Source organism: Paenibacillus chitinolyticus, from assembly GCF_045038035.1.
Taxonomy (GTDB): Bacteria; Bacillota; Bacilli; order Paenibacillales; family NBRC-103111; genus Paenibacillus_F; species Paenibacillus_F chitinolyticus_A.
The window spans coordinates 1562289-1579198 of record NZ_CP173427.1; the positions used below are offsets into that span (position 1 = coordinate 1562289).

Annotated in this window: 9 protein-coding genes; all 9 read left to right on the forward strand. The window is 47.8% G+C overall.

What is annotated here, in order from left to right:
• The first annotated feature begins 242 nt into the window (after nt 1–242).
• The 9 genes from ACI48J_RS07235 (at nt 243) to ACI48J_RS07275 (ending at nt 16889) form a co-directional block, all read left to right on the forward strand.
• Nucleotides 243–1310: a hypothetical protein gene (locus tag ACI48J_RS07235; RefSeq protein WP_197186982.1), complete on the forward strand. Its 1068-nt coding sequence runs from the start codon at nt 243–245 to the stop codon at nt 1308–1310.
• On the forward strand, nt 1307–4396 hold the full coding sequence (locus ACI48J_RS07240) for a hypothetical protein (protein ID WP_405082291.1): 3090 nt from the start codon (nt 1307–1309) through the stop codon (nt 4394–4396). Before ACI48J_RS07235 ends, ACI48J_RS07240 begins: the two co-directional genes overlap by 4 nt.
• On the forward strand, nt 4380–6845 hold the full coding sequence (locus ACI48J_RS07245; protein WP_405082292.1) for a pPIWI_RE module domain-containing protein: 2466 nt from the start codon (nt 4380–4382) through the stop codon (nt 6843–6845). Before ACI48J_RS07240 ends, ACI48J_RS07245 begins: the two co-directional genes overlap by 17 nt.
• Nucleotides 6846–6860: 15 nt before the next feature.
• Complete coding sequence (locus tag ACI48J_RS07250; RefSeq protein ID WP_405082293.1) at nt 6861–7817, forward strand: 3'-5' exoribonuclease YhaM family protein; 957 nt, start codon at nt 6861–6863, stop codon at nt 7815–7817.
• A gap of 92 nt (nt 7818–7909) precedes the next feature.
• The gene (locus ACI48J_RS07255) at nt 7910–9031 is read left to right on the forward strand and encodes a Fic family protein (RefSeq protein WP_405082294.1); all 1122 of its coding nucleotides are present in this window, start codon (nt 7910–7912) and stop codon (nt 9029–9031) included.
• Nucleotides 9032–9158: 127 nt separating this feature from the next.
• The gene (locus ACI48J_RS07260) at nt 9159–9536 is read left to right on the forward strand and encodes an HIRAN domain-containing protein (protein WP_174350195.1); all 378 of its coding nucleotides are present in this window, start codon (nt 9159–9161) and stop codon (nt 9534–9536) included.
• Nucleotides 9537–9590: 54 nt separating this feature from the next.
• Nucleotides 9591–10544: a YafY family protein gene (locus tag ACI48J_RS07265; protein ID WP_074730127.1), complete on the forward strand. Its 954-nt coding sequence runs from the start codon at nt 9591–9593 to the stop codon at nt 10542–10544.
• A 41-nt stretch (nt 10545–10585) separates the two neighbouring features.
• Nucleotides 10586–13552 (forward strand): PD-(D/E)XK nuclease family protein, encoded by a 2967-nt coding sequence (locus tag ACI48J_RS07270; RefSeq protein ID WP_405082295.1) that lies wholly within the window; start codon nt 10586–10588, stop codon nt 13550–13552.
• Nucleotides 13545–16889 (forward strand): UvrD-helicase domain-containing protein, encoded by a 3345-nt coding sequence (locus ACI48J_RS07275; protein WP_405082296.1) that lies wholly within the window; start codon nt 13545–13547, stop codon nt 16887–16889. Before ACI48J_RS07270 ends, ACI48J_RS07275 begins: the two co-directional genes overlap by 8 nt.
• The last annotated feature ends 21 nt before the right edge of the window (nt 16890–16910 follow it).

The window sequence follows — 16910 nt, forward strand, 5'->3', positions numbered from 1 at the left end:
AGTCTAGGATTGGTTATCAAGGTCCAGTGTGATGTTTGTAAAAGGGAATTACTACTAACCGAAGATGATTAAAGCTTGAATTTTACATTTCTCCCAATGTGAATAAGGAATTCTACGCGACCGGATTAGATCTGGTCGTTTTTTTGTGCAGAACATATATTCGCTGACAAAGTGTTGTCATGACTTAACTATAAAATAAAAATATACTAGGTGATTCTTAATCCATTACCGGTGGTGTTGAAATGCAAATTGATAAGAATGATGTGAGGGATTGTTTGTTAAACTTAATCGCAGGTTTGTCACAGTGGGGAGAAGACTTCAGCGAGCCGCCGGCTCTATTGCGTCAAGGACATATGCAGTTTGTTCGACTCCTGATGTTGGAGGGAAAAAAAGCTCCAATTGATTTGCATTCACTTATTCAATTGTTGCAAAAACCGGCAGAAGAATGGGGAATTGTAGTAGCCGGTATCTATCCGGAGGAAGCGCCGCTCTTGATTCCGGATCTGGGCTTGTCACCAGACGCACGTGAATTTAAAATCATGTACGATTCGCCTGAAGAAGCTCAGACACAAGAAATAGTAGAGATATTGCGCTACTGCCGAGGGACAATGCCGATGCTAGAGGAGAAGTACCGAAAACTTCGAGAGTTCCTTATTACCAATCCGGTTGTATCTGCTTACCGTTTAATGGAGTTTGGGCTGGAGCTTAAGGATACAGAACTGATGAAAAAGCTTAGTCGCTGTTATGAAGAAATTTCGGACGATGTAGAACGATATCGCAAATGTCCACGATGCGGATGGACGCTGGAATTTCGTAACGATCACTGGCAATGCGGGGCAGAAGATCTTTGTGGGAAACTGGCCAGTCGCGGAGAGCTTAAGAAATGGGAAATCCATGAGCCCATGCATCGATTGCGTTATGGAATTTATCGGTACACGATGTTGCCAGGGTTGGCTGAACTTACAGCTAAAGATTGGCTAACGAAGAAAGGTTACAAAGTTGAACTCTTTCCGCAAGTAGACCGGTTTGATTTAGCCGTCGAATTGGATACGCATATCGTCTATCTGGATATGAAGGATTTTAAGCACCCCCTACACCTGGCTAACTTCTTCAATAAAATGCAACCCCACCAACTAGAGAAATATCGAGACCCACATGTATATATTGTCATTCCGCAATACCGAACGAAAATATACCCCGGTTACTCGAAGCTTGTTAAACAAGCACTTATGGCTCATGCGAGTCATCTGAAAGTCATAAATGAGCGGGATGTGCAGAAGCATCTGGCTGGGGAGGCAACGGAGAGATGAGAGTATCGTATTGGACCTATTTTGAGCAGTTCCTTCCGCGTCTCTTGCCATCTGGATTGCCGCGGCAAAACATTGAAACCATTTATACTGTGGAATTGTTCGTTACAGGATGTTTGATGGTTGATTCTTCTATGGATATCAGCGAAGGTTATACGATTTTATCAGGTTACGACTCACCTATTCTTCCCAAGCCTGCTCGGAAGGAGATTGCACACCGTTTAAGAGTTTTATATAGTGCTTTGCGCTCAAGGATGACATGGGACAACTTATTCGAACGATATGAAGAAGTTTCGGTTGAATATAGATTATATGAAAACGACGGTAGTCATTGGAGACTCCGGACTCCTGCCTTGTTCGCCGATCGCAGGAAATGGTACGAGCAATTATTAGAACAAGCTGTTGCCCATCTGTCTAAAGACATACACTTTGCTACATCAGGCAAGTTCCACTATTACAAATATAATCAGGAACAAGAGTCCATTCGTTATGGCGGAGAAATTCCACCGCCGTTGGTTAATACGTCAACATTTCCGAGATATAGACCGAAGGGGAGATTTACACTTCATCTTGGAGACGAGCATACTTATCAGACAGAGGGGATGCGAGAAGCTTCGGCAGCCTTGGAATGGAAGGAACGGGCCGGAATTGGACTTAAACTAAAATCATTGACAAACCCCAGTATCCGACAGTTTGAGTATAAGGGCTTACAGCATATCGTAGGGGGACTGGGGTCGGGAAAATCCACATTTATGGTGTTGGAAACGGATCGATTAGTCCGAGCAGGAGCTCGTGTCGGATTCACTGAGAGCAGTGTCCCTCAAGTATTAAATCGAGTTAAGGAACTTCGTTTATTGGGAATTAACGCTGTTCCTGTAATTGGAAGAACGGGTCGCCGTAAACATCAGAAAGATTATATATCCGCCCGTCGCCATCAGATTCGGGATGTAACGGATTGGGGGCAGGATTCTTATCTGGAACTCCGACATGTATCCGATTTTTGCATCATCCATGCCCTTGCCAATGACCATGAAAATACGACAGATTATCCATGTCGTCAGTTAATACAGCAGGAGAAAAAGTGCGTATGCCCCTATGCAGCCAGTTGCGGAATCTATCGCGATTTCGCAGCCCTGATCCATGCGGAAGTATGGGTTACAACCTCAGCAAGCATATTGAAAACAAAACTACCTGTTATGCTGGACCCTTATGAGAGAACAGTCTATGAAGCGATGTATGACTTGTTAGACATCATTTTCGTTGATGAAGCCGATGCGGTTCAGAAGCAATTCGACGATTCCTTCGTCTCCGAGATTGCATTGTTTGGTAACTCTCAGCATCTCTTTGAGAAGACCCTGTTAGAATCATTTCGAAAAACGATAGGTTATTATGGTAAGTATGCACATGACGAGGTTGTACAAGACTGGATGGATGTTCTGAATCGCCTTGAAAGCACCATCCGCCGCGGTGTATATCGTACATTGAATTTATCGCCTGAATTCGCTCAGTTTTTGTACCGGAAGCTATTACGGCTCTCTACCGAAGCTTATCGCATCAGTGGCGCTTTCGCCAAGGACGAACAGAATCGGGAGAGAATTGAACAGGAATTACGCAACTATGCGGATCATCCGCTGGACCACCCTATCTATGCAGATGTAACGAAAATGCTGCAAGCTCGAACGAAGAAGGAGCGGGAACAAGCTCTAACTACCATTCTCCATAAGTTGGGCGGTGAGACAAACCCTGTTGGAAGATTGAAATTCCCGGTTCATTCGTTGGAATTATATTTATGTCTGGCACTTATCGATCATGATATACAAGTGTTCATGGATCTTTATCCGCTAGTTCAAGCCAAATTAGGAAAATTATCTGAATTCGAGGGACTCTACACGATTCAACGTGAGTTTTCAGCAATTATGAAAGATGCGATGACAGGACGTATGACCGGGTATCTGTATGAAGTAAAACCTGGGAATGACACAGGTACATTCAAAGCCGTTCAGTATTCAGGTGTCGGTCGACTTCTCCTTGAAGACTGGCAATCGATCTACGCTGGAATAGATGGATATGAAGGTCCTGCGGTTGTTCTGCTTTCAGGTACAAGTCTGGCTCCAGGATCAGCCCACTATCATATTGCATCGTTGCCTGGATGGCTGTTGGAATCCAATCTGGGTGTTCCAGTCATTCACCAGGAATATTATCCGATCTATGAGCACGGGAAGGAAACCCCTATCCAAATATCCGGTGAGATTGAGGATAGGAGAGAACGAAATCTACGTGCGCTAACCGCCAAGTTAATGTCCAAGATTGAACAAGAATTGCTGGAGTGGCGTTACTCGGGTGCAAATCGTAAAGTGCTGTTGATTGTCAACTCTTATGAGGACGTTGCTGATGTCGGAGCCGTATTTGCATCACATTCTTCTTGGAAAAATAGATACCGCCAGTTAACGAGGGACCCGGATCCTTTTCATGAAGCCGAGTTTTCAAGAGCAGAATTAGAGCGGTTTGCTAACGAAAACGCTGATGTGCTGATCGCCCCGTTACTTGCGATAAGTCGCGGTTATAACATTCTGGATGATACGAAAGGTTCATTATTCGGATCTGTGTTTTTTATGATACGGCCATATCCGGTACCGCAGGACATGACCTATCTCATCCAACATTTGCATGCCAAACTGCCTGACTTCATTGAACGTGCCGATTTTGAAGGCAAGCTTTATAGGCAGGCACTGGACCTCATTCGCAGCGAAAGTAATAAATTGCTCCACCGGATGTACCGTAAACCAGACTATTGGTCCGTATTAAATCCTGCGGAGAGAAAGACCATAGCCTGGTATACGTTTATTCCAGTCTGGCAAACGATTGGAAGGCTTCTTCGCAAAGGCACACCGGCGAGAGTGTTCTACTGTGACGGTAAATTTCTAGCTCAGCCCATGCGCACGGATGTTGGGGAATCGATGTTGGATTACTGGCTGAAGATCATGGTGGATCATGAATCAAATCCAGCATTTCGCAGTTTATATGGACCATTTATAGACAGTATGAAAGTCATGATGGAAAGGAATGAGGCCCATGAGTCGGACTGGTAAATTGCTGCAGCTGTATGCTTTCGAGAGCGACCAAAATGCTTGGAATAGTAAGCAGATCTATCTACTGGATATACCAACGGTTTGGAGAGAATTTATTCGTCAATTTTATAATGGAGTTAAGCTGCCCTTTGCGATTAAGCCATTAGGTAAAAAACTGCAAAGTATATTTCCACAGATTGTCTCGGTCAATAACCAATTTTATCTGGATGAAAACCGTCCGTGGCTCATTGCAACGCAGCCAGTCCCGGTTGGAATGACCCTATTACTGGCTAAGGGATGGATGAACCAAATAGCAACGAGGCAAGGCGTAGCTGCACCGGATGATTTGGATACGAGTACAATGGACTGGCGAAGCGAGGCGGTAGATTCCATTTTGCATCGTGATTCAAGGTTAAAATATGAATTGCTTCCTGCTCTAGTTGCACATCAATTTTGCTTGAGTCCGAAACAACTACTGCTTGATAACCGGGATGAGCCTGTTGAGCTTACGTTCTCGCAAGTATATGCCACGCAAAAGGCAGAGTGCATGTCTGAGCCCATAACCACTAGATCTGGTACTTTTTCTTATGTCGTTCGATTTCGGTTACAATATAGGGCCGGTGAGCCGGAACGACTATTATTGATGGTTTCGGCTGGAATAAGACGGTTTATTACGAAACCACAGGAGACCAAATATCTGAAAGGCGGCATTAATAGCGCGTTATTGGTTTCCATGGACAATCCTCTGAACAAAGATCGGGGAATGGGATTACGTTCGTACGCGAGTTTATCTTTTCGCAGAGAAGGTGGAACTGAGCCTTATACACGTTGGTCTGAAGGGCTCGACGAATTGTTTTGTGATGTCTTATGGGGCAATCCGTTATCGACTGAGGATATCTTAACAAATCCAGTCAAGTATCACTCAGATCTTTCCCCTAAGATATGGGTCGTTCATAATAACAGAGTCTTTAACCCCCTATATGTTGAAGCGGGAATCAGCATTCAGGAGAAAATGAGATTTTACGAGATGGTACGGGAGAATGTATCCGACTGGAGATCGCTTACGCCGTTGCCACTTGTGCCGAAGCCTAAGCTAGAAGGGGCAAGGAGGCGAGTAAGAGAACCGATCCCACCCGTATACTGCGGTCATGATAAAGATTTTGTGCTTGAAGTGTGGGGACCGGACTCTCTTTATCAATGTGTCGTCGAAGCATTGAAGGCAAAAAAATATAAAGGAAAGTTGCTGGCTGAACATGTTGACGGAGAAGTTTTTAGGTTGAACTCTTCCTCTCGAAACCGCATCATTGTGGTCAAGTGTGACAGGAAGGACTATGTAGATGGCTTGGATCGCGGAGCACTTAAGGACCTGGCGGATGAACATCGAACCAACAAAATCCTCCGAAGCATCGAACATGTTAAAGGGAATCAAGCCATAACTTGCTCATTGATTGAAATATTACCTAAAGACGCCTGGAAGAAGCTTGGCGAAGGAATAGATCCCAAGCAAGCCGTACGCAAAGGGTTTCAATTAACGGGGAGGATCACTCAATTCGTCTATCCCGAAAACGGGGCAAAGAAGTCTAAACGTAAGAAAGATAAACCGGAGTCAAGCTATATTCACAAAGTCTTCAACTGTATTTTGGATTTATTGGGGGATGCGGGAGCTATCGATTACAAGGCACATATGGATGTAAATGAACAACGCCCAATTATAGCCTATGATCTGGTTTCAGGTGATAAAGGAACTTATGCGATTCTTACGAAATTGGAAGACGGTGTATTAATGGTAAAAAGCCGGGGCAGTGAGGAATGGTTGAGTTTATCAGAAGCTGTGTTGAAAACAGATCAATTTGATCCGCTTCCCAAAGCCCCGGATGCGCTAAAGAAAGAGGTCGCTCGCTGGTTCGGTGAGCAGTTAAGAATGGAACGAATGAGTGGCAAGGAGCCGATCGTGTTAGTTGAAGCGGAGCTTCGATATAAAGGGTTGGACGGTATTCAAAACAACAAAATTGGCCGTGGTAAGAATCCTGACTTACCTGGTTGGATACAGAACGATCATGGGATGACCGTTATTCGTGTTAATTCCAATGATGACGTTCCAGCCTATGGTTTTCGCCCCATGTCATTCTCTATAGGTGTCTATTCTGATAACGAGTCAGGACTGTATTACGGTGTAGGAACCAAACCCAAGACCCAGAGGAACATTGCCAAATCTATGACCAAGTACGATAACCCTGAAACGGCCTTTCAGCAACCCCGAGTTGTGGAATATATGCCATTAGGTCCGATGGATAGGCAAGACCGAGAGCGCTTAGCTTGGATGGTGCATCGCTTACGTGAAGTGTGCATCACCTTTGAATCGACTACGGCACAACCTTATCCCTTGAAAATGACGGGTACGTTAAAGAAATACTTACAATTCAAGGAATATGAGATTACTGAGGCAGAGGCAGAGTTTTTGGAGTTGTAGATGGGGGTGAAAAGAATGACTTTGATAAAAGAACTGACCACGAACGATGAATTCGTCGGCTTTTATTTGCTGAAAGAGCTGGAGCTGAAGCAGACCAATACATCCCCGGCAAAGGATTACTTCGATTTGGTGCTGTGTGATGCCAGCGGCCAGCTCCCTGCAAAGTATTGGGATGTGAAGGAAACAGAAAAAGACAGCTTTTCTCCGATGACGCTAGTCAAGGTTCAGGGAATCGTTCAATTGTATCGGGAAAAGCCGCAGGTTAAGATCACCCGGATTCGCAATGTAAGCAATGAAGACGGTGTGTCTCTAACCGATTTTATTCGGGCGGCTCCAATTGGATCTGCGGAATTATTAGAGGTCATATACAGAGTAATCGAAAGTATTTCGGACCCGGTCATTCGTGATATTGTAAGCTTTTGCGTCGATAAGGTGAGTGAGAAACTGGCTCATTATCCGGCAGCCAAAATGCACCATCATGCATACTTTGCAGGCTTAGCCTATCATATCGTTCGTATGCTAGAGATCGGCGAGTTCCTTTGCAAGCAGAGGGCATTTCTAAAAGAGGATATGATCAAAGCCGGGATTATCCTACACGATATTGCAAAGCCAGAGGAGATGATCGCTCAGCTTGGGGTCGTGACAGATTATAGCACTCAGGGAAAGTTGATCGGTCATATTGCAATGGCAGCTGGTTGGATCACAGAAGCTGCATTGCGGCTGGAACTTCCGCTTGATTCGGAACAAGTAATCGGATTGCAGCACCTTATTCTCTCTCACCATAACCTCGGAGAATGGGGGAGCCCGGTACAGCCGCAAACGGCAGAAGCGGTAGCATTGCACTATATTGACGCACTGGATGCCAAACTCCAGATGGCGGAGGACGCACTAAGCGCCACTTCGGACAAGGAGTTGTGGACACAGCCAGTCCGAGGGCTGGAGAATAAAGCGTTGTACAGGATGTCATTGTAGAAATTAAAATATACGAAGAAAATGCAATGAAACAAAAATACTTTGCGGCAAAATAGCGGCAATGGTATAATGTTATTGAGGAAGGTGATGTTATGTTTACACCCAAATATTCAATAACGGACACCATAGCCCGCAGACTTATGGATATACAGCGCGCCAGTGCCGTAGTCGATTTGCTACCATTGCCCGCATCTATTCTCGATCTACTTAAGAAAGAATCGATGGAAAAGACGGTCATTCTTTCGACAAAGATTGAGGGGAATACGCTCGACGAGGCGACGAAGCGAAAGGTTTTGTACCAAACCAGCAGTGACCATGAAGAGCAGGAAGTTTATAACTTAATGAAAGCTTTGGAATACCTGGATGAAGCCGAAAAAAGACAACTCCCGGTCACAGAGGAATTTATTAAAAAGCTGCATGCTATTATCCGAATATCGCACGGACGAAGACCGCGTGTTAGCGAGTATCGCGAAGAACAGAATCAAGTAGGCAGCCGCAATGCCTCCGGTTTTTATTTGCCGCCGGAATGGAAAGATGTCCCGGTATTAATGGAGGATTTGGTTGCCTGGGTGAACTCGCCGGAAACCTATTCGGTTCCGGTTCCTATCAAGGCTGGCATATTCATGTGGCAGTTCCTAACGATTCATCCGTATTTGGACGGGAATGGCCGAACGGCTCGGATGATCACGACATATCTTTTACGACGCGGCGGATATGGCTTAAAGGGGTTATTTGTACTCGAGAATTTCTATGACCGCAACTTGGCTGAATATTATCGCCGACTCCAGTTGGGTCTCCATCACAATTATTATTTTGGGCGGAATGAAGCTGATTTGACGCCTTGGCTGGAATTCTTTATCGATGGTTTGGCGGAGGTTTTTCAAGAAGCCGCTGCCATCGTAACGGAGAAATCTGCTCAAATGACGAAAATCGAACCGGATCTAATTCGCAAGTTAGATCCCCAGCAAAGAATGGTGTTTGCTCAATTAACCTTTAAACAAGACACCCTAACGACAAGCGAAATGAGGGACCTGTTGCGTTTGTCGGACCGTTCAATAAGGGAAAAGGTAAGTCATTGGAGAGAAGAAGGATTCATTGAGCCGCGCGATCAAGACGCCAAAAGAGTTCGTTCGGTCAAATTATCCGCGGAATACGAGAAGTTGGCACAAGACATTCGGAATGCGCCGGATCAGTTTGCCCATTTTCTAAAATGAATGCAGCACTGCGATCTCAAGTTGAGATGCCGCAGTGCTTTTCTTATGTGTAGAACATATATTCACTGACAATCTATGGTCGCTGCGATCCGTCATAATGAAGGAAAGACATGCGGGAGTGAGTACAGTGGATCAACCGATCTATATCGCCGTCACAGGCACGCAGCATTACTACGGAGCAGCATTTCTAAAGCCGGGTCAGGTCGTTCACTTGATCAAAGACCCGGATAATCCGCATGACCATGAAGCGATAAAGGTGGATATGATCCCATTGGGCAAAATCGGTTATGTCGCCAACAGTCCGCATACCGTACCGAAAGGATGCCGCAGCGCCGGCCGGATTTATGATATGTTTGAGCATCATGTTTGCGGCATGGTGCGATTTGTCGTTAAGGATACGGCAATTGTTGAACTTACGCCGGGTCTAGAGGAAGTGTACATCATCAAAACGACAGAGAACGTTGCGTTTTCTCCTTATAGGCAGGAAGAACCAGGTAAAGCGTAGAATCCCAATGATGATAAGGATTTACATTCTATATGCCACGATAGGAGATATAGCATGACGGATAAAGTGATTCGGCTCTTTAAAATACTTCTCGCCATTCAATCCAATCCGGGGATTTCGGCCAAGGAGCTGGCGGACAAATGCGAGACAACGGATCGTACGATTTATAGGGACATGCGGATTTTGGACTTGATCGCACCGATTACAAACGAGGGTTACGGAAAAGGGTACCGTTTTGTCGGTAATTTCGCCATGTACCCGCTGAATTTCACGGAGCAGGAAGCGTTGGTGTTCTCTGTCCTGCCCTCCGTGTTGGACACCAGCAAATTGCCTCCAGGCTTTGAATCCGCCTACGACAAGGTGATGGCTACCCATGTGAAAGAAACCCGGAAGCGGTACGATACACTGGAAAATGTCGCAGACATGATCCAAATGGGCACCCCGGCTTATCGGGAGAACAGTGCCAACTTCTTGCTGCCCATCATGGAAGCGATTATCGCCAGTAAGACGATCAGGGCTGTTTACCATACCCAGAGCCGGAATGAATTGACGGAGCGCCAAATTGATCCGTACTATTTGGTCCCGCGGGATCAACGGTTTTACTTGATCGGCTATTGTCATTCCAAGCAGGACATTCGCACGTTTCGTATAAGCCGTTTCCGCCATGTAGAGTTGACAAGTAATCGATTCGACAAGGGTGATTTTAACATTGCTCAGTATATGAAGCATACCTGGTCGATTGAACGCGGGGATTCTTTAATCACTTTTAAGATTAAATTCCATCCGGATGTCGCCCGCTATGTGAAGGAAGAAGAATTGTTCGTGAGACCGAAGATGACCGATCTGCCGGACGGCAGCTTATTATTCGAGGTCACCGTCAACCACGAGCGGGAGTTTATGAATTGGGTGGTTCAGTACGGACCTTCAGCGGAGATTTTAGAGCCTGCATCTGTCCGGGAAAAGTTTAAGGAACAGCTACAGCGTTGGGGACAGTTGTATGGGCAGTAAGGTGCTGTTGTTGAACGATAGACGAAAGGAAGGTATCCCTTTTGAAAATAGCAGGCACGTTTCTAGAACGTTTATATGATGCAATCCGTAGAGAGCCATTTCGCCGCAAAATTGTTATTGCTCCTTCCTACATCGAAGGACAGTCCTGGCTTATGCGAATATGCCGGGAATTAGGGCCGGTTATGAATGTGGAGGTCCAAACGGTTCAATCCTTTGTAAGAAGTCAGGTTCAGTTCTCCCTGTATCAACAAGGGCTGACTTTAATCGGGGAACAGCGGTCCTTTTGGATTATCCATCATGTCATGGAACAAATGGCTTCCAAGCCGGATTCCTACATCGCGGTGGATCAAGTAAAGCCTGGTATTGCCATGCATGTTCACCAAGCCATTATGGATCTGCGCCGTGCCGGAGTGAGAGCGGGGGAGCTTCGAGACGACCACTTTATGAGCCAGCAAAAAGGCAGCTATGTCAGAAAGGTGCTGTCAGCGTATGAGCGCTTTCTGAATCAGCGGAGCTGGATCGATTTCCCCGGCCTTTTGTCGCATATACCAACCCAATTGCCGGAAAACGTGGAGCTTATTCTGCCAGACCCTATGCCGCTTTCACCGGTTTCCGCTCGAATGCTGGAGCGGTTGTCAAACGGACGGATGACAAGGATTATTGCGGATTCTTCCTTCACTGACATTCAATCCACAATGCCGTTCGAAGAGGTTCAGTTCTATCATGCGACCGGAAGGATGGCGGAGGTTCGCGAAGCATTGAGACGAATTATTCAGGGCCGGATGCCATTGGATGAAGTAGAGATGATCGTCCCGGATGAAGAATATATGCTGGCCATTTCGACCATGTGTGCTTCTCTGGGTCTTTCTTGTTCCTTCGCAGACGGGCTACCTGCGATTACATCCGGAATGGGAAGAGCCGCCCATTTCCTGCTGAACTGGCTGGAGTCCGGTTATCAGGTGCGGCCGCTCGTATCGATGCTGCAGCAGCAATTGATTACGTTCTCCGATCGTGAGCAAGGAATAACGAATGCGGATTGTATTCGAGCTCTGGAGAAAAGCGGAATCGGCTGGGGGAAAGAACGGTATATCAAGTTGCTAGGGTCAGAAGTTGTCCGGTTCCAAGGGGATTCAAATGAAAGACCCGAAGAACGGGAGCGGACGGAACAACAACAACAACGGGATGACGAGATTAAGAAGCATCTGACAAACCTCCTGGGAGAATTGTTTCCAGACGAAGCGGCGCTCTCCTCTCCTAAGGGAATCTGGGGATGGCTCGTTAACATCTTGGATCGATTTGGTGTATGCGGAACGGAAGAGGATGCGATCGTCCTGCAAGAAATGAAAGGTATCGCTAAAGAACTGCAGGAATGTCCTGTTCCGGACTCGATGCCGTTTCAGCAAATGTTCTTGTATGCCCGAGACATGCTGCAGGAACTTCGAGTCGGGGTGCAACGGTTACCCAAGCCCGGATTCCTGTACATATCGAGTTTGTCGAACGGGGGGATCAGCGGGAGAAAACATACGTTTCTTCTCGGGATGGATGAACAGTCGTGGTCCGGGAATATCAGGCAAAATCCCATGCTTCTCGATGAAGAGTGCAGACGGATCGGTGCCGGGCTTCAAACAGCCGTGCAGAGACAAAGAGATCGGCAACGCCTTCGTGATGGTCGGCTTGGGATGATAAGCGGCAATATCACATTTAGCTTCTCGTCGTATGACTTGGCAGAAGGAGCGACAGCAAGCCCGGCTTTTCAACTTCTACAGGTATTCCGAAAAGTATCCGGAGAAACGAATGCGGACTATGAGATGCTGCACCGAAGCTTAGGCGAACCTGTCGGGTATTTGGATGTAGAGCAGCCATCCTCTACTGAGCTAAATGGACTGCCATTGGACGGCTCTCATTATGTCTTCCGACAAATCCATGCGAATGTAAACCTTATGAGGGACCGGCAATCCTTCATCGAATCGGTCTATCCGTCGCTTCGTCAAGGCAGACTTGCACTCGAGGCGCGTGGCAGCTCGCAAGTGACGGAGCATGACGGATATATAGCGGGGGATGAATGGACTGATTATTGGAAAGACCGGGACGAACGGACGCTTAGCGCAAGTCAATTGGAGAAGTACGCGGAATGTCCGATGCGGTACTTTTTCCAATATGTGCTCAGGATTCGCGTGAAAGATCAGGTGACTTTTGATCGTACCTCCTGGCTGAAGCCGAATGAAAGAGGCTCGCTGCTGCACGAGGTTTATCGTCGTTATATGACGGAAGTCAGCGCAAGTAAAGTCATGCCTATTACACACGATCATGCCCGTTTGCTTCGTATTGCGGAGGAGACGATTCTCTTATATGCCGAGCGGATTCCGGCACCGAGCCCTCATGTGTTTGAGAGGGAGCGGCAAGCGATGCTCCGGGATGTGGAAGTATTCTATCGCATGGAATTGCAGGCTAAGACGGCCCCCCGGTTTTTCGAACAAGAGCTCATCGTGGACGACCAGCCGTTGCACCTTGAGCTTGGCGAGGACATGGCGATTACGCTGCGCGGGATCGTCGACCGGATCGATCAAGTTGCGCCGCATCAATATCGAATTATCGACTATAAGACCGGCAGTCCTCGGCCTTACAAGGAAAATGGCATGTTCGCAGGCGGCACGCAGCTGCAACATGCGCTTTACGCAATGGGGACGGAGCTTTGGATTCGGCAAACGGGTGTGGATTCTGATGCAAAAGTGCTTGAAGCGTCTTACGTCTTTCCAAGCGAACGGGGGCATGGGCAAGTGATTGCGCGTTCGCAAACCGAACGGAATCGAGTCACCGCGGTGATCCGAGGAATCCTTTCGTCGATGGAACAGGGATTGTTTATTCCCGCTTCAAATCCTGCGGTCTGCCGATATTGCGACTATGCGGCTGTATGCGGAGAGCACGCAGAGATGATGGTCCATAAGCGAAAGGATGAAGCAAATTCGGAGCTGTTGCACACGCTGCTGGAGGTGGAGAACATTGAATGAACCATCCGATCAACAAGCTAGAAAGAGGATATTGGAGGAGCTGAACACGACCTTTCTGGTAGAAGCCGGTGCAGGCTCGGGCAAGACAACCAGCTTGGTCGGCAGATTGCTGGCACTCATCGAGTCCGGAACGGCGAAGATGGAGCATATTGCGGCGATCACCTTTACGAATAAAGCGGCGGATGAGATGAAGGAGCGTTTCCGCATTGCTTTAGAGCAGAAAACGGCTGATGTTGAAGGCGAAACTAGAGAACGAATGGAAGAAGCTTTGGCCAATCTGGACCAAATCTTTATTGGAACGATCCATGCGTTCTGTTCCTCCATGCTTCGCGAGCGACCGATTGAGGCCGGATTGGACCCTTCTTTCGAAGAAATGGATGATGAAATGAATCGCGCGTTCCACGATCAATGCTGGGATGAATATCTGATTCAGCTGCAGGAGGGCGATAGTGAGGCCCTTACCTCCTTTGCCGAGGTGGGAATTGACATCAGCATTCTGAAGAATGTCTATGATCGGGTATCCCTTTTTACGGATCTCCAAATCCCTTGCGAACCGGTTCATCGTCCTGATTTCAACCTCATCCGGCTCTCCCTGCTTCCCATGATCGAAGAAGCCAACAGGTTTCTACCGACAGCTGAACCGGAAAAAGGGTGGGATAATCTTCAGGCAAAACTGCGAACTGCTACTCGCATGCTGCGGTTGTCGGATGAGCAGGACGATATGTTGATGCTAACGCTTGCGAAGATGTTTGACTTCAAACTGGATGTGAAGCAGTACAAATGGACGGATAAGAAGCAAGCCAAAGCCATCTCCGAACGATTTCATGATTGGCAGATCACGGTCCTGTTCCCCTTCCTTCAATCGTGGCGGGAATATCTGTATCCCAATGTCATTCAATTTGTCTTGCCTGCATTGGAGTATTGCAGAGAACGGCGATTGCAGGCAGGGAAGCTGAACTTTCAGGATCTGCTGATGTATGCCTGCCGTCTTCTGCGTGATTACCCGGAGGTTCGCGCATTTTTCGCCGGGCGCTACCAACGGCTTATGGTCGACGAATTTCAGGACACCGACCCGGTCCAAGCGGAAATGATGTTTCTCTTAACGGGGGCCGGCGATGATCCGAATGAACGGAATTGGCGGAAGCTTACTCCAAAGCCGGGTTCCTTGTTCCTCGTGGGAGACCCGAAACAGTCCATCTATCGTTTCCGCCGCGCGAATATTTCCATTTATAACGAGGTTAAATCGCGGATTCAAGCATGTGGAGATGTGCTTCACTTGACCAGCAATTTCCGATCCGTCGATGCGATCGGCGATTTTGTGAACGGGCAATTTGTCGGCAAGCTTCCCGTCCGGGAAACCGATGTTCAAGCGGCGTATGTCCGGATGGAAACGAATATACCGAATCCAAAGGGGAATAAGCGCGCGGGTCACGGGGTTTATGCACTCACTTACCCGAAAATTCCCGGAGGCAAGGATGAAGTAGCGGCGGTTGACGCACAGCGTATTGCCGCATACATCGCGTGGGCTTGCCGCGACGGAAATTTGCTTATTCAGGAGCGGGATGGCGCATCCTGGGTGTTCAGAGAGGCACGGCCCAATGATTTTCTTATATTGACAAGGACAAGGCATTATTTGCATCTCTACGCAGAAGAATTGGAGAAGCGGGGCGTTGCTGCGGAAACTGTAGGAAGCTCCGCTCTATACCCCGAGCTTCATACGCTGGGACAATTGGCCCTCTACCTGGCCGATCCATCCGATCAGGTGGCGATGCTGAGCGTATTGCGCGGACCTCTATTCGGTATTAGCGACAAGGAGCTGATGGCGCATCGTGCTCTAGGGAATGTGTGGTCTATCTATCGGCTGCCTGAGGAGTCAGCTGAACAGGGTAGTCAAGTTGTCGCTGCATGCCGTAAATTGCGGGAATATGCCGATTGGGTGAAAGAAATGCCTGCATGGTCAGCCTTGTACTGCATTCTGGAGGATACCGGTCTTTTGCCTTATTCCACGGTGCAAGAAGCTGGAGCAAATCGGTCTGGAACACTGCTTAAGATGTTGGAGCGATTGCAGCGTGACGCCATGCTCGCATCGGATTGGCATGAACTGGCGCATGCGATTTCGGCCATTCGGGAGAGCCAAGGTATGGAAACCGCCAGTCTTTACACAGGCAAAGGGCAAGCGGTACGGATCATGAACGTGCATAAGGCAAAAGGGCTTGAAGCGCCTATCGTGTTTCTCGCTTGTCCTTGCGGGGAGAAGGATCATGACGCCGACCAGTTTGTTGATCGTTCGGAGGCTGAGGCCGCGGGCTATTTCCTGATCCAACAATCGAAAGGGTTCCAGAAGGAAACGATTGCCCAGCCGGTTGGCTGGGAAGCGATGAGCGTGCGGGAGCGAGCATTCATGCATGCGGAGCGGGATCGGCTTCTTTACGTCGCGGCGACGCGGGCCAAGCAAATGCTAGTCGTCAGTCTCTACCCCGAACAACCTGCCAAGTGCCCGTGGAGTTCACTCATGGATGGGATGGAGCTAATCCGGGAGTTGGATGTTCCGGAATCGGATGTTCAAACAGATGAGTATGATCGGGAACTTGACGGAGATATTGTAATTGGGACAACTTCATCTGGTTTATCCGGGTCCGAAGCCTCATCCATTGATCTAGGTGCTTACTTGGCCCAGAGAGAGCAGGTGTTCCATCAACTGCGCCAACCGACTTATGCCGAATCAACCGTTACCGGGCTGACGAAGAGCATGAGCGACACGCCGGAATGGTCAGCCACTGGGAGGGGCCAATCTTTCGGCAGCGTGATCCATAAGGGGCTTGAAGCAGTTGGAAAAGGTCTTCCGATGAGCGAATTGCCTGAGTATGTTCAATACCTCTGCCAGGTCGAAGAGGTTGCAGAGAAGGACGCGGGGGATGCCCTGCCTGTTCTCCGAGAAGTTCTAGAAAGTGAACTCTGGCAGCGTAGTCTGAGAGCGAAGCAGCGATTGTTTGAAATCCCGATTATGATGGTTCAGAGCAATGGGGAGACAATGTCTTATCCCGCAACCGAGCAAACGATGTCGGAAACAGCTGCCGCGGAATTGACGCATCAGTCCAATAACGGCGGCAATCTCTTGGTGAAGGGTGTAATAGATTTCGCTTTCGAAGAGGAAGATGGCTGGGTGATCGTCGACTTCAAAACGGATCAATTGGATGAGAGCAAATTGGAGCAGTTTGTTCGGTTTTATGCGCCGCAAGTGCAGGCTTATGCTAAGGCCTGGTCTGAGACGTTCGGTTATCGGATGAATGAAGCTGGATTGTATTTTGTTAGTTTGCGGAGGTTTGTATCGCTGTAGTTTTTCTGGCAGGAGGAAAGG